This is a genomic window from Campylobacter showae (genome assembly GCF_004803815.1).
GTDB classification, from domain to species: Bacteria; Campylobacterota; Campylobacteria; order Campylobacterales; family Campylobacteraceae; genus Campylobacter_A; species Campylobacter_A showae.
This window is the reverse complement of the sequence record NZ_CP012544.1, coordinates 15,151-29,442: the sequence shown is the minus strand read 5'-3', so window position 1 is coordinate 29,442 and position 14,292 is coordinate 15,151. Positions and strand designations below refer to the sequence as shown.

At 45.1% G+C, this 14,292-nt stretch carries 17 protein-coding genes; 11 read left to right on the top strand and 6 right to left on the bottom strand.

The genetic code is table 11. The features are described from left to right. Window positions 1-5 precede the first annotated feature (5 nt). Genes CSHOW_RS00155 through CSHOW_RS00130 form a run of 6 tightly spaced genes read left to right on the top strand, consistent with a single transcriptional unit; the run spans window position 6 to window position 4,553 of the window. Window positions 6-1,142 carry a nitrous oxide reductase accessory protein NosL gene (locus CSHOW_RS00155; RefSeq protein WP_004321772.1) on the top strand — a complete coding sequence of 379 codons (1,137 nt, stop codon included), beginning with the start codon at window positions 6-8 and terminating at the stop codon, window positions 1,140-1,142. Continuing rightward, window positions 1,139-1,327 carry a hypothetical protein gene (locus tag CSHOW_RS00150; protein WP_004321771.1) on the top strand — a complete coding sequence of 63 codons (189 nt, stop codon included), beginning with the start codon at window positions 1,139-1,141 and terminating at the stop codon, window positions 1,325-1,327. Before CSHOW_RS00155 ends, CSHOW_RS00150 begins: the two co-directional genes overlap by 4 nt. Continuing rightward, window positions 1,317-2,426, top strand: coding sequence for an ABC transporter permease (locus tag CSHOW_RS00145; protein WP_004321769.1), 1,110 nt, complete (start codon window positions 1,317-1,319; stop codon window positions 2,424-2,426). The genes CSHOW_RS00150 and CSHOW_RS00145 overlap by 11 nt, the downstream gene beginning before the upstream one ends. Continuing rightward, entirely contained in the window at window positions 2,423-3,097 is a 675-nt protein-coding gene (locus CSHOW_RS00140; protein ID WP_004321767.1) for an ABC transporter ATP-binding protein, read from the top strand. Before CSHOW_RS00145 ends, CSHOW_RS00140 begins: the two co-directional genes overlap by 4 nt. Further along, window positions 3,094-4,047, top strand: a complete 954-nt coding sequence (locus CSHOW_RS00135) for a hypothetical protein (protein WP_004321765.1) — start codon at window positions 3,094-3,096, stop codon at window positions 4,045-4,047. Before CSHOW_RS00140 ends, CSHOW_RS00135 begins: the two co-directional genes overlap by 4 nt. Further along, window positions 4,044-4,553: a hypothetical protein gene (locus CSHOW_RS00130; RefSeq protein ID WP_004321763.1), complete on the top strand. Its 510-nt coding sequence runs from the start codon at window positions 4,044-4,046 to the stop codon at window positions 4,551-4,553. Before CSHOW_RS00135 ends, CSHOW_RS00130 begins: the two co-directional genes overlap by 4 nt. A gap of 398 nt (window positions 4,554-4,951) precedes the next feature. On the opposite strand, the gene CSHOW_RS00125 is transcribed toward CSHOW_RS00130, so the two are convergent. Genes CSHOW_RS00125 through rsmA form a run of 4 tightly spaced genes read right to left on the bottom strand, consistent with a single transcriptional unit; the run spans window position 4,952 to window position 9,657 of the window. Next, the gene (locus CSHOW_RS00125; protein WP_004321761.1) at window positions 4,952-5,725 is read right to left on the bottom strand and encodes a pseudouridine synthase; all 774 of its coding nucleotides are present in this window, start codon (window positions 5,723-5,725) and stop codon (window positions 4,952-4,954) included. Window position 5,726: 1 nt separating this feature from the next. Next, on the bottom strand, window positions 5,727-6,686 hold the full coding sequence (locus CSHOW_RS00120; RefSeq protein ID WP_004321759.1) for a KpsF/GutQ family sugar-phosphate isomerase: 960 nt from the start codon (window positions 6,684-6,686) through the stop codon (window positions 5,727-5,729). A gap of 9 nt (window positions 6,687-6,695) precedes the next feature. After that, complete coding sequence (locus tag CSHOW_RS00115) at window positions 6,696-8,846, bottom strand: ribonuclease J (protein ID WP_171992798.1); 2,151 nt, start codon at window positions 8,844-8,846, stop codon at window positions 6,696-6,698. After that, window positions 8,794-9,657, bottom strand: coding sequence for a 16S rRNA (adenine(1518)-N(6)/adenine(1519)-N(6))-dimethyltransferase RsmA (rsmA, locus tag CSHOW_RS00110; RefSeq protein ID WP_004321755.1), 864 nt, complete (start codon window positions 9,655-9,657; stop codon window positions 8,794-8,796). The genes CSHOW_RS00115 and rsmA overlap by 53 nt, the downstream gene beginning before the upstream one ends. 103 nt (window positions 9,658-9,760) lie before the next feature. Here rsmA and hisF point away from each other — a divergent pair, with 103 nt between their 5' ends. Genes hisF through CSHOW_RS00085 form a run of 5 tightly spaced genes read left to right on the top strand, consistent with a single transcriptional unit; the run spans window position 9,761 to window position 12,718 of the window. Continuing rightward, a complete protein-coding gene (hisF, locus tag CSHOW_RS00105; protein WP_004321753.1) occupies window positions 9,761-10,516 on the top strand; it encodes an imidazole glycerol phosphate synthase subunit HisF in 756 nt (251 codons plus the stop codon). 37 nt (window positions 10,517-10,553) lie between these two features. Further along, window positions 10,554-11,219 carry a hypothetical protein gene (locus tag CSHOW_RS00100; RefSeq protein WP_004321751.1) on the top strand — a complete coding sequence of 222 codons (666 nt, stop codon included), beginning with the start codon at window positions 10,554-10,556 and terminating at the stop codon, window positions 11,217-11,219. Beyond that, window positions 11,216-12,307: a dual-specificity RNA methyltransferase RlmN gene (gene rlmN / locus CSHOW_RS00095; RefSeq protein ID WP_004321750.1), complete on the top strand. Its 1,092-nt coding sequence runs from the start codon at window positions 11,216-11,218 to the stop codon at window positions 12,305-12,307. The genes CSHOW_RS00100 and rlmN overlap by 4 nt, the downstream gene beginning before the upstream one ends. Further along, window positions 12,304-12,408: a cellulose biosynthesis protein BcsF gene (gene bcsF / locus CSHOW_RS10615; RefSeq protein ID WP_081451819.1), complete on the top strand. Its 105-nt coding sequence runs from the start codon at window positions 12,304-12,306 to the stop codon at window positions 12,406-12,408. The genes rlmN and bcsF overlap by 4 nt, the downstream gene beginning before the upstream one ends. Further along, window positions 12,389-12,718, top strand: a complete 330-nt coding sequence (locus tag CSHOW_RS00085; RefSeq protein WP_004321748.1) for a hypothetical protein — start codon at window positions 12,389-12,391, stop codon at window positions 12,716-12,718. The genes bcsF and CSHOW_RS00085 overlap by 20 nt, the downstream gene beginning before the upstream one ends. 49 nt (window positions 12,719-12,767) lie before the next feature. Here CSHOW_RS00085 and CSHOW_RS00080 read toward each other — a convergent pair whose 3' ends face one another. Both CSHOW_RS00080 and CSHOW_RS00075 read right to left on the bottom strand, forming a co-directional pair. Then, on the bottom strand, window positions 12,768-13,361 hold the full coding sequence (locus CSHOW_RS00080) for a hypothetical protein (protein ID WP_004321746.1): 594 nt from the start codon (window positions 13,359-13,361) through the stop codon (window positions 12,768-12,770). After that, window positions 13,358-14,281 (bottom strand): pseudouridine synthase family protein, encoded by a 924-nt coding sequence (locus tag CSHOW_RS00075; protein WP_004321744.1) that lies wholly within the window; start codon window positions 14,279-14,281, stop codon window positions 13,358-13,360. The genes CSHOW_RS00080 and CSHOW_RS00075 overlap by 4 nt, the downstream gene beginning before the upstream one ends. Window positions 14,282-14,292: the final 11 nt, after the last annotated feature.

Here is a 14,292-nt window from a genome sequence, read left to right as displayed (position 1 = left end):
ATAATATGATTTTACGTTCTATTTTGGGTTCGGCGCTACTAGCGGCGTTAATGTTTGGCGCCGAAGCAAATGAACAAGCCGGCAAGATGAAGCCGATGTTTCAAAGCGTGGATCCAAGCAAAGCTACGCTCGTAGGAAGCGGCGAGGATAAAGAGTACTGCGCCGTTTGCGGGATGAATTTGGTTAAATTTTATAAAACAAACCACGTTTATAACGGCAAGCAAGTAGCATCGCTCCACTGCCTATACGAGCTCACGGAAGGCAAGATCCCAAGCGACGCGCAGGTCGTCGATACGAAAAATCTAAATTTGATCGATGCAAATAAAGCCTTTTACGTAGTCGGCAGCAAAATAGGCGGCACGATGACTAGAAATAGCAAATACGCCTTTTCAACCGAGGCCGACGCAAAAGAGTTCCAAGCCGAAAACGGCGGCGAGATAATGGACTTTGCCAAAGCATACGAGATCGCTGGACAGGACTTTGAGGGCGATAACAAGATGATCAAAGCCAAACGCGAAGGCGGCGTTTACGCGCACGGCAAGGAATTTTACGAAGCAAACTGCGAGAAAACCGATCCAAAAAGCTTTAAAGCCATCTCCGAGCTAAAAGCCCACCTCAAAAAAACATGCGACGCAAAGGGCGCCAGCAAAGCTCCTGAGTACGACAAGCACCTACAAGCCGCAGCTTTGTATCTATGGGACGCTCCGGCAAATTTAGGCACGAGCGATCAAGCCTCAAAATCTAAGCAAAAAACGCAAAAAGCCGAGAGGATCGTCGTACCAAAAGGCGCACGCTGCCCTGTTTGCGGTATGCTAATCGGCAAAAACCCGCAGTGGGCGACGATGATAAAAACAAGCAAAGAGGAGCTTTACTTTGACGGCGTCAAGGACATGATGAAGTATTATTTCGAAAAAGGCAAAAAAGACGATCAAATTTACGTTAGCGACTACTACAAGCTAAACAAAATCGACGCCAGAACCGCCTACTACGTAACCGGCTCAAACGTACTCGGACCTATGGGCAACGAGCTCATACCGTTTGCCAGCGAAGAGGATGCTAAGACCTTTGCCAAAGATCACGGCGGCAAACAGATCGTCAAATTTGACGAGATCACGACTCTTTTAGTAGAGAGGTTGATGTGAGACTTATCTGCGTTTTAGCGGGCTTTTTTGCGCTTCTTTACCTTTGTATCGGGGCGCATTACCTTGGCTACGATAGAGCGAGCAAGGAGGCTCAGCTAAATTTGATCCAAAAATCCGTCAAAGACGCGCAAATTTCGACGAATTTTATTTCAAAAGAGTACGGGAAGTTTGTCTATGCCGAGTAAAAATTTTATCGATTACGCAGTTACGCTGCTCTATAAAGACCGTGCCGATCACGCTTTTAGCTTTTTTATCTTCGCTTTTATCGTGTTTATCTTAAGCGCGGTTCTTTTCGTCTCAAGCTCCATCCAAAGCGACCTAACGAATTTGACTCGCTCAAAGCCGGAAGTCGTCGTCGAAGCTCTACGCGCGGGCAAACGCGACCTGATACACGACGGCTACATCTATGACGTCTCAAAGATTCCCGGCGTTGCTAGCGTCGAGGGAGCGGTCGAGGGAGAGTATTATTTCGCGCAAAAAAGAGTCTGGTTTCATATCGTCGGCGATGAAAATTTAGACGAAAACGAGATGATCGTGGGCGAAGGCGTGAAAAAAGAGATGGCGGAGCTTTATTACGAGGACGTTTTTAACTTTTTAACCGAAGAAAAAATGATCCCGATAAAGATCAACAAAACCGCGCCGCATGAAACAGGCATCGTTTCAAACGACGTTATCTACATGAATCCCGCCACCGCGCGCGAAGTACTAAGTCTAAAAGAGGGCGAATACACAAGACTCTACGTCGAAGTGCCAAACGTAAACGAGATCAGCGAAGTGGCCCTAAAGATCCAAAACGTCTATCCAAACACCGAGGTTACGAGCATCGAGGACGGAGTAGCCAAAATAAGGCACCTTTACTACTACAAAGGCGGCATTTTCATGGTGCTTTACGTCGTGGCGATGGTTTCGTTTTTCATCCTGCTGAAAAATCAAATTTCGCTCGCTTACGGCGAGAAGAAAAAGGAGATCGCGATATTGCGCAGTATCGGCTTTAGCGTAAGAAATATCATCGCGCTTAAATTTATCCAAAACATCGTCGTTTCTTTTAGCGCCTATTTGCTAGGCGTCGCGGGAGCGTATCTCTACGTGTTTTTATTCGGCGCGCCGTTTTTACGCGATATATTTTTAGGCAGCGAGGTGGCGAATTTTACGGATTTTACGCCGATCATCGACTTTAACATGCTGTTTTTGATCTTTGTTTTTAGCGTGATTCCGTTTTTGGCATTCGTCATCATCCCGTCGTGGCGCATCGCCGTTAGCGACATGAGCGAGGCAGTAAAATGAACGCGATAGAAGTAAAAAATCTCTGTAAAATTTACAATCAAAACAAACCAAACGAATTTCACGCGCTGAAAAATATAAATTTGACGGTAAAAAGCGGCGACCTAGTAATCCTAAAAGGCGTTAGCGGTAGCGGCAAAAGTACGCTACTAGGCATTCTAGGCGCGCTTAGCAAACCAAGCAGCGGCGAAGCGCTAATCAACGGTCGCAACGTCTCAAAACTACCAGACATCATGAGTTCAAATTTTAGACATAGCGAGGTTGGGTTTATATTCCAGTCGTTTAACCTGATCGAGGGCCTTAGCGTCTATCAAAACGTACTAGCGCCGCTAAGCCTAACAAGTCTTAAAAAAGCCGAGCTAAATTCGCAAATCGATCGCGCGCTAAATCTCGCCAACATCGCGCACAAAAAAGATCAAATCATCTCAAAGCTAAGCGGCGGCGAGAAGCAGCGATGCGCGATAGCAAGGGCTCTAGCGATGGATCCTAGCGTCATACTAGCCGACGAACCGACGGCAAATTTGGACAAACAAAACTCGCTCATCTTCATCGAAATGCTAAAAAAATTCAAAGAGCTAAAAAAGACCGTCGTAGTCGCCACGCACGACATTTTGTTTGACGATCTGGACTTCGTGGACGGTTACGTGAGGATGCAAGACGGAGAGATGCTGTGAGCGTATTTTTATCGGACGTTGTTATCGCGTTTTTGCTGATCGAGCTCATCATCATCGTGCTGATGGGCATTTCGCAGTATTTCGTCGTGTGTATCATGCGCCTGTGGGACTTTAACTCGACGTCAAATTTACAATACGACCTAGAAAAGCGCAACTACCTCGTAAATACGATTTTGTTTTTCGCCGTAGTTTGCAAGATCGTTTTGTTCGTATTTTTCGCGCTATCTCTAAACGAGCTAGCAGACGTGGTGCCCGGCGCCATGTGCTCGGCGGGCGTCATCGGATCAAACGAATTTGGCGGCATTTTGCTACTGCTAAAACTGCTGCTTATCTTTGGCTTTGGACTGTGGCTCATCATAAATTCGCTTGATTTAAAGGCGACGAATTTTCCGTATTTAAAGCGAAAATACATCATCTTCACCGCGCTTTTTATCGGCGTTTTGATCGAATTTGCCGCCGAGATCCTATTTTTTAGTAACGTGCCGTTAAAAGTGCCCGTCTTTTGCTGCTCGGTCGTGTTTCAGGCGCCAAAGCTACCGTTTGGCTACACGAAGTTAAATTTGGTCATATTTTACTACGCCATTTTTGCGGTCATTTTGACGCTAAATTTACTCAAACAGACGATGGCGAGCTTTGTTTGCAACCTGCTGTTTTTATTTATTGCATACTACGCGATTACTTATTTTTTCGGGCTTTACGTCTACGAGCAACCAAATCACAAATGCCCGTACTGCATGCTAAAGGGCGAGTATTTTTACGTCGGCTACCTCATCTGGGGCTCGCTGTTTTTGGGTATTTTCTACGGCATATCGGCGTTTTTGGTGGAGCTAATCGTGAAAAAACCTTACGAGCATTTGCTCAAAATTTCCTCTTTTTGGCTGGCCGTAAATGCTCTTGTTTGCAGCTTTTTCGTCGCTAAATACTACCTTTTGCGAGGAGTTTTATTATGATAAAGCAAATTTTCGCCGCCGTGCTACTCATCGGCGTGGTGGCGCTGCTCGCGTTTTCGGTGGATACTAGCGAGGGCAAGATCGTCGTTCGCCACGGCAACGTAGAAAAAAAGCCGCTAGAAATCGAGCTTAACAAATACCTCTGCTTTGAGAGCAAGGTTCTCATCAGCGACCTAAACAACACGGCTCAGGCTGTGATGCCAAACGGCGATACGTACTTTTTCTACGACATCTCAAACTCGTTTACGTGGCTAATGCGACAAAAAAACAAAGATGATATCGTGCTATGGGTCTATTCGCAGGACACCAGCCGATATATCCTAGCTAAAGACGCCTGGTACTCGCGCGTAGACATCACTCCGATGGGATACGGTATCGGCGCGTACGAGTATCACGTTTACGGCATTAACGATAACTATTTCGAGGACGTCATGCTCTACGCCGCACGCGGAGAAACGCTGATAAATCCGCTGATTTTTATCTTGCTTTCGGAGAATAAAATTTAGCTTTTAAAGCCTGTTTGTTTTATTCTCCTAAATTATCTCTACAAAGTAAAATAGTTAAATTTGACGGATTTAATTTTAAATTTGCTTACATTTTAAGGCTTTAGAAGAACCCGTTTAGCCTATATGCAGCTAAATTTTAGTGAAACACGCGCAATGAATCTCCTCGCAGCCTGTAAATTTGACGTCCAAACAGGCGTTTAAACGTTAGTAAATTTACTGCTACAGGAGATGACTTATTAACGGTAAATGTTGAAATTTCATCTTTGTCGGTTAAATTTGCACGTATTCCAAAAATTTGATCAATTTTTCCGCCAGTTTACCAGTTTGATGAACTATTAGCTAACGTTAATTTTTAACTATGAATTTTACATAACTGACGGGTAACGTTTTACAAAAGGTTAGTACCTAACGTTATTTACCTTTAGAAAATCCCTCAGCGCTTCGTATTCGCCGTTTTCAAAATAACGCCATTTGCCGGGCTTTAGCATGCCAAGATCCACGCGGCCGAAACTAACTCGTTTTAGATCCATTACCTCAAGGTCGAAATATCCGAAAAACCTGCGTAGTTCGCGGTTTTGCCCTTCGTTTATCACGACTTTTAGCTTTGTAAAGCCGCCGCTTGAGCCAAAAATTTTATAGTCTAAAAAAGGCTTAAATTCCATCGACTTTATCGCAGTTTTAGCATGCGCGCCTTTAGTAGCGTCCGCGGCGAAAAACCCCTCGTTCATCGCCGTTATAACCTCAGGCGTTATCTCACCCTTTACTTTTAGATAGTATTCGCGCTCTACGTCGCTGTTCATCAGTGCGGTAGCGATCGCCGGTGCGTCCGTTAGTAAAAGTAGTCCCTCGCTAGCGTAGTCAAGCCGCCCGATACTAACAAATTTAGCAAACTGTCGGTCAAGGCTATCATAAATCGTTTTGCGTCCGCGGTCGTCTTTTTTACTAACCAACTCGCCTTTTTGTTTGTGATAAACGATCATCGTAAATTCTTTTTTTAGCCTTACTATGCGACCGTTTATCTTTACTTTATCCTCATCGCTAACGCTAGTGGCTAGCTCGCTAATGACGCGGCCATTTACGCTAACTTTGCCCTGTTTTATGAGCTCGTCGGCCTCTCTGCGTGAATAACTCGTGTTATGCGATATAAATTTGTTTAGTCTGCTTTTTTGCATTTTATAGTCCTAAATTTGCAAGGTCGTGTATGTGTAAAACGCCGACCGGAACGCCGTTTTCTACGACGGCTAGTAGCTGGATCTTGTAACGCTCGATGAGCGCTAACGCATCTATCGCTAACATCTCTTTATCATTTAGCTCTTTTGGTTTTAGCGTCGCGTATTTGATCGCAGCGTCGTTTAGATCAAAATCCTCTCTCATCAGCGCGCGCCTAAGGTCTCCGTCGCTTAAAATAGCGTCCAAAACGCCGTCTTTATCGACGATCAAAACTGTACCGAGTTTGCCGTGCGTCATCGTGTCGATCGCCTGTTTTAGGCTCGCATTCCAGCGGACTATAGGCAAATTTTCGCTTCTCATAACGTCTTTTACTTTTAGAAATAGCCTTTTACCAAGGCTGCCACCGGGATGAAAATTCGCAAAATCCTCTTTTTTAAAGCCTCGCTTTTCCATCAAACAAACGGCTAACGCATCGCCTAGGGCTAACGTTAGCGTCGTAGAGCTAGTTGGCGCGGCATCTAGCGGGCAGGCTTCTTTGCTAACGTCAAGTTTCACAAACGAGTTGCTAAATTTACCGAGCGTGCTAAATTTATCCCTCGCCATCGCAACTATCGGTACGCCAAAACGCTGCACGTGAGGCAGGATTTTGGTTAGCTCCTCGCTCTCGCCGCTAAAGCTGATAGCTAGTAGCGTATCATCCTTGCCGATCATACCCAGATCGCCGTGCATCGCCTCGGTCGGATGCATGAAAAAGCTAGGCGTACCAGTGCTAGCAAGCGTCGCGGCGATCTTTGCGCCCACGTGTCCGCTCTTACCCACGCCAGTAACCACGACTTTGCCTTTGGTTTTATATAAAACCTCAACCGCTTTTTCAAATTCGCCATCTAAAATTTCGGCATTTCTTGTTAGCTCGTTAGCTTCCGTTTTTAGCACATTAGCGGCTATTTTTATTATATCGCTCATTTTGCGCCCTTACATCAGGTATATGATCGGCACGATGGTCGGATACTTTTTGACTTTTCTAAATATATGCTTGCGGATGACTTGGCGCACCTGCCCCTCGAGTATCCTGCCGTCTTTTAAAAGCTCCTCTTTGACGTTGCTTAGATACTGCTCCAGCACGCCCTCCATCTCTTTTCTAAACTCACCGTCTTGCTTATCGCCCACGAGTCCGTAGCTGATAACGCGAGGCTTGTTGATGAGCTTAGCGCCGTGGCGGGAAATTTGCGCGATGATCATCACGACGCCCGCTTCGGCCAAATTTTGCCTATCGATCACGACGTCGTCTGAAATTTGCTTGTTGATTTGGTTGTCGATAAAGACCTTGCCCGTTTTTACCGTCTTGGCGCGCTTCATGTATTTTTGGCAAATTTCTATCTGATCGCCGTCGCTCATCAGGTAGATGTTTCGCTCATCCACGCCACATGCCACGGCAGTTTCTTTATGCTTTGCGATGTGGTTGTACTCGCCGTGAACGGGGAGGAAAAATTTAGGCTTTATCAGGCGCAGCATCAGTTTTTGCTCCTCTTGTGCCGCGTGACCGCTCACGTGTATCTCGCTAAAGTCCTGATACGCGACGCTAGCGCCTGATTTGATGAGGAAATTTAGCACAGTCGAGACGCTACTTTCGTTGCCAGGGATCGCCTTTGAGCTGATGATGATCTGATCGGTCGGCTTTATTTTGATATATTTGTGCTCATCCGTAGCCATGCGGTACAGCGCGCTCATCGTCTCGCCCTGAGAGCCGGTGGTGACGATCAGCACTTCGTTATCTTTAAATTTGCCGACCTCGTTAGCGTCGATAAAAATTTTCTTATCGAGTTTGATGTAGCCAAGCTCCATCGCCGTGTAGAGGTTACGCTCCATGCTGCGGCCGATGACGCAGACCTTGCGGTTGTATTTTAGTCCCCAGTCGATCGCCTGATAGACGCGGTGGATGTTGGAGCTAAACGTACTCATTATCACGCGGCCTTTGGCTTTTGAGAAAATCGCGTCAAAGGTCTTACCCACGCTACTTTCGCTTTTCGTAAAGCCCTCGCGGTAGCTGTTCGTGCTATCGCTCATGAGGCACAGCACGCCGCGCTCGCCGTAGTAGGCTAGGCGCCCCAGATCGGTAGGATAGCCGTCGATCGGGGTGTGGTCGATCTTAAAGTCGCCCGTGTGGATGATGGTGCCCGCCTTTGTCGTGATGGCAAGCGCGCTGGCGTCGATGATAGAGTGCGTGATATGTATCCACTCGACCTCAAAATCCCCTATCAAATACGGCTTACGCTTTTCGACCGAGCGGAAAAGCGAACGCTCCTGTTTTAGCCCGTGCTCTTCAAATTTATTATTTATCATACCGAGCGGTAGCGGCGTAGCATAAATCGGAAATTTAAACTCTTTGTAAAAGTAGGGCACCGCGCCGATGTGATCCTCGTGGGCGTGCGTGATGACGACGCCTTTTATCTTATCTTTTATCTTGCGCACGTAGTCAAAGTCGGGGATCAGGATATCCACGCCATGCATACTCTCGCTAGGAAAGCTCATGCCGATATCGACGATGATCGCGCTCGTGTCGGTCTCAAATATCGTCATATTTCCGCCGATCTCGCCTAGTCCGCCAAGAGGCGTGATACGGATCCTGTGATCGGTGGAGTTTAGGTATTTCATCGGCTCCAGGCGCAGTTCGTGGACGGCTTTGTTTGCCTCCATAGATGCGGCGATATCTTGCTGCCACTGCTCGTTTCCGCTTAGCTTGGCGGGTAAATTTTTCTTCGGCTTTCGCTGTTTTTTAGGCTTAGCTTCGCCCGTTTGATTTTCGGCGTTAGCGGCTTGCTTGTTAGCGTTTTTATTTTCGCTTTGCGCGCTGTTTTGGGAGTTTTGTTTGTTATTTTTACTGCGATTTTTTTTGCCGTTTTGTTTGTTAGCGTTAGTTTGTTCGCCGTTTTGAGTATGCTGTTTGCCGCCGTCAAAAGGCTCTAAAAAGAAATTATCTATCACGCTTTGACTAGCTTTTTGCTCGCCGTTTTGCGCGTTTTGATCTAAATTTTCTTGTTTATTTTTATTTCTCGGGCGAAATCTGCGCTTTTTATTGCTCTTGCCCTGAGAGGCCACCGCTTTTTCTTCGTTTTTGTCGTTCATTATCTTCCTTTAAATTTTTAAATACTTCTAGATAAAGATCGACATTTAGCTCATGCGGACGGATGTGTGCGCTCAAATTTAGCATGCTGAAAATTCGTTCGATTTCAGGCCTTTCATAGCTTGAACTCAAATTTTTCATCAGCGTTTTTCTAGGCGCGCTAAAGACGATTTTGAGGTAAGTTTTAAATTTTTCGTATTCAAATTTACTCTTAAATACGCCCGTTTCGCCTATTAAATTTTTACTTTTTTGCAGTTTTATAACCGAGGAAGTTACCTTCGGCGGTGGGTTAAAGCAGCTCGCAGCCACGTCAAAAAGCAGCTCGCAGCCGCCTTGAAGCGAGGCTAAAATCGCCAAAGAGCTAAAATCTCTATCGCCGCTTTTTGCGCTAAATTTAAGCGCGACTTCCTTTTGTATCATCACGACCAGGCCGCGACATTTTTCGTCTTCGATCGCATTTAGGATCATTTTCGTAGCGACATAGTAGGGCAGGTTTGCCGCTAAAAAATACGGCTCATAGCTTAGGCCGTCTTCGCTCCATTGATCCAGCGCGTCTTTGCAAAAAAGTTTCAATCGTCCGTTTTGAATTTCGTTTGCGAATTTTTTCTGCAGCAGCGCAAAAAGCTCAGTATCTATCTCGTAGCTAGTTACGCCGCAAATCCGCAAAATTCTAAATGTCAAATCACCTAAGCCAGGCCCAATCTCAACGATATTTTGCGTATCTTTGGGAATCGCTTGGATGATTTTGTTTAGCGTCGCTTCGTCGTGTAAGAAATTTTGTCCGAAGCATTTTTTTGCTTTAATATTTTCCATTTTTTTCCTAAATTTCGCCGATTTTACCCAAAAATATCTTATGTAATGATTAGATAAGTCAAATTTAGCTAAAATAAAGCAAAATTTTAGCTAAAGAAGAGCGATGAATCATTTTGCAAAACGCATAATCCCGTGCCTAGACGTCAAAGACGGACGCGTGGTAAAGGGCGTAAATTTCGTAGGTCTAGTGGACGCGGGCGATCCGGTCGAGATAGCCAAACGCTACAATGAGGAGGGCGCGGATGAACTGTGCTTCCTCGATATCACGGCGTCACACCTTGAGCGCGATACGATCGTGGATGTCGTAGAGCGGGTCGCGCGCGAGCTTTTTATCCCGCTAACAGTAGGCGGCGGCATACGCACGATCGACGATATCTCGCGCCTGCTAAACGTCGGCTGCGACAAAATAAGCCTCAACTCCGCCGCGATAAAAAATCCAAATTTGATAGACGAAGCGGCGAATAAATTCGGCTCGCAGTGCATCGTAGTCGCAATCGATGCGAAGAAAACGGGCGAGAGTTATAGGGTTTTTATAAACGGCGGTAGGCTAGATACCGACAGGGACGCGCTTGCTTGGGCGAAAGAGGCGCAGGAGCGCGGTGCGGGTGAAATTTTACTCACGTCGATGGACTGCGACGGCGTTAAAAACGGCTTTGAGCTAAATTTAACGCGGATTTTTAGCGAGCTTGATATCCCCGTGATCGCAAGCGGCGGTGCGGGCAAAATGGAGCACTTTAAGGACGCATTTTTAGCGGGCGCGGACGCATGCCTAGCGGCGTCGATCTTTCACTTTAGAGAGATCGAGATTAAGGCGCTTAAAACATACCTCAGACAAAACGGCATCGAGGTCAGACTGTGAAATTTGAGCTCAAATTTAGCGCGCAAAAGGGCAGGGTATGATTATCTCAGCAGGACGAAACGAGATATTTCCTTTCACGCTACCTATGGGAGTCGGGCTAGTAGATATGAGCATAAATTTGACGGCGCTTTTACAAAAGCGAGCTATGGTTGATGGTTGCGGTAAATACGAGCAAAATTTGACGGCTAATCAGCAGCTTGACGAGAGGCTAAATTTGATTGATTCACCTATTTTGCAAAGCGCGAAATCCGCACAAAATCCGGATAAAATTTTAAATGCGCTGCCGAGTGAAATCATTTTTATAGGCTCGGCAGGACTTTACAAAGACGGTGAAGTTTTTGAAATTTACGAGAGCTCGTCTGCGGCAAATATCGAAATTTCAAGCCTAGAAAACAAGAGTTATTCGCCGATAGAAAGTGAAATCGCTTCTGTTGTTCCACGTGGAACATGCAAGGTAAATTCTTCAAATTTTATCACGACCGATCAAAATTTGGCTCATGAGCTTTTTGATTGCGGATATTTTTTAGAAAATATGGAATTTTTTGCCGTCCTCAAAGTCGCGCAAAAATTCCAAATCCCCGCTTACGGTATATTCGTTGCGACGAATTTCTGTGACAAAAACGCACACGCAGACTTTATCAAAAACCACGAGCAAGCAAAAAAAGAGCTTGAAAAATACTTAAAACAAAAGGAAATCATTTGAAAAATTTGCTTGATTTTACATTAGATGAGCTAAAAGATCAGCTCTCACCGCCGTTTCGCGCGAAGCAAATTTTTGAGTGGCTATACAAAAAAAACGCAACTAGTTTTGATGAAATGCTAAATTTGCCGAAGGATCTGCGCGCAAATTTGGTCCAGGAGTTTTACCTTGATCCGCTAAAGTGCGTCAAATTTGAACGTAGCGCCGATGGCTCTATAAAGTATCTTTTCGAGCTTAAAGACGGGCTGCGTATCGAAAGCGTACTGCTACCGATGAAAGAGGAGCTAAACGACGAAAACGGCGAGGTAACACGCCATGCTCGTTATACGATCTGCGTTAGCTCCCAGGTAGGCTGTCGTATGGGCTGTTCGTTTTGTCTAACGGGCAAGAGCGGACTAACGAGAAACCTAACGCCGGGCGAGATTGTAGGGCAAATTTTATGTATAAAAAGAGAAAACAAAATCCCCTACGAACGCCGCGTAAACGTCGTATATATGGGTATGGGCGAGCCACTGGACAACCTAGAAAACGTTAGTAAAGCCATAAAAATTTTAAAAGAAAACGATGGGTTAGCTATCACGCCGCGCCGCCAGACCGTTAGTACGAGCGGGCTGGGTAGCCAGATAAAAAAGCTCGGCGAGATGGATCTGGGCGTGCTGTTAGCAATATCTTTGCACGCCGTTACTAACGAGCTTCGCAGCAAGCTAATGCCTATAAATAACGCCTACAAAATCGAGTCCGTTATGGAGGCGGTGAGGGGTTTTCCGATCGATATGCGCAAGCGAGTGATGTTTGAGTATCTCGTCATAAAAGACATGAACGACGGTATAAAAGATGCTAAAAAGCTCGTTTCGCTGCTGCACGGCATCAAAGCAAAGGTAAATTTGATCTACTTTAATCCGCACGAAGGCAGCGAATACGGACGCCCGAACACGGCCGATATGGAGGCGTTTCAGACATATCTGCGCGATCACGGCGTGACCTGCACTATCAGACAGAGCAAGGGCCTTGACATCAGCGCGGCGTGCGGTCAACTAAAAGAGCGCGACAACCAAATGAGCGGCAAAACGCTAGCCAAGACGGCAAAATGACGCTACTTGATATATCCCAGATAGTTTTCGTTTGCGTTGTGGTTTTTATCGGGCTTGGACTAATTATAAAAACGGCTTTTTATGACAAACGCGACCGATGATATAGCATTCTTGTATGAGCAAATAGATAGAAATAACGATAACTCGTTTTTCGTTTTGCTCTATGATTTTTGCTATTTCGATAAGAAAGTTTTTAAGAAAATCCTAAAAGTCTGCCTAGAAACCGAGATAGAAGATAAAAATTTAAGGGCCGAAATTTTAGATATTTTACACTTTACGACCTATCTGATCCTCTGTCATCGCGACAAAAAAGATGTATATAAGATAAAAAACTTCAAAAAAGTCGAGAAAAAATTCGGCGATTATTTTCAAACTATGAGGCAAATCAGTAGAAAATTTATAACACAATAGCGCTAGAGTAAAATCCTAGATTTTATTAATTATGGTTAAATTCTATTTTTTAATAAACATACAACACTCCGTCGCCGTAGCTAAATTTATCCCGCTGCCTTACGCTATCGCCCACAAAGGTAATCGGATTATAAGCCTGCCGGAGCTTTGGCGCATTATGCTTCCAACCGCAAGGAAGGTAGCCTAAATTTAATATTTTTAGCAAATTTGTATTGAAATCAATGCGGAAATTCGGGCAAATTTTACGTATGCCGTACTCTTGAAATGCGCGCAAAACAATCGGAAGCACCGAATAATCATAAGTTTCAGCCGGTAAGTCATGTGCCCGGATATCTTGGATCAGATGATCTTTTTTAACTGACAAAATCTCCCGAGCCGCGCCTGCGAGCTCATCCGTCAGCGAGTACTGCCGTAAAATTTGATCACTAAAACAGCAAATTTCGGCAAAAATATCAAGATCGATATCGCTCCACTCGTTTGACTTTAGTAGCTTTGATAACTGCTCAAATTTTGCAAATTTGACGCAAAACGGAGCGAAATTTTTATCGGTATCTAGCGAGTGATTGCCGATATTTTTAAACCAATTTTGCGTATTTAGCTCGCTTTCAAATTCTGATTTTAATTGCTTGATGTCTAACTTCATCGCTTGTCTTTTATTTTGATTTTTACGAGCTTGTAAAACTCGTTTCTAGCGTCAAATTTTGATTTTATTTTGTACTCTACGCCATCAAATTTAAAGCAAATTTCATCCGAATGTAGTAGCAACCTCGGTGCGCCTGTTATCAAAATTCGCTCGGCTTCGTTCATCTCTTTATCTAAAATTTTCTCGATTTGCAGTCGCGAGAGACCATATAGCGGTTCACCTAAAATCTTATGTTCCACGTGGAACAAATGCAAACGAATTTGATGCTGTCTGCCTGTGAGCGGTACGGCTCGCACCAGAGTCGCATCGATATCGGCAAAATACTCTATCGGCAAAATCTCCGTCACAGCGCCTTTGCCGTCCTCGCAAATTCGCATTCGCATTTTCACGTCGTCATAGTCGTTTGCTAGATCCATATTCGCTTCGATATGCAAATTTTCGCTTATTTTGCCGTACACGAGCGCGACGTAACTTTTATAAACCTGTCTGTTTTCAAAAAGTTTTTTCAAATTTACGACCGCGTTTTTATCTTTACCCACGACGATGAGTCCGCTAGTTTCACAGTCCAGCCGATGTGCGACCGACGCCTCTCGGCCGTAGAGCGACCAAATTTCGTCATTTAGCGAGTACTCGCAGTGCCTGCCGTTTGGGTGACTGAGCACACCGCTTGGTTTATCAAAAACAGCAAATTTATCGCACTCAAAAATCGGCTGTAAACCGCGCGGATTCGTCTCATAATCTATCAGACAAATTTCACCGCTTAGCAAAGCATTTTTCTCGCTGACAACCGCGCCGTCGCAGGTAAGCCTGCCTTTGTCGATTAGGCGCTGGACTTCGCGCATTTTATAACCGTTTTGCAGTAAAATTTCATACGCTTTTTGCCCTTCGGCACGCGCGATAAATTTATGAATATAAGGCAATTTTCACTCTT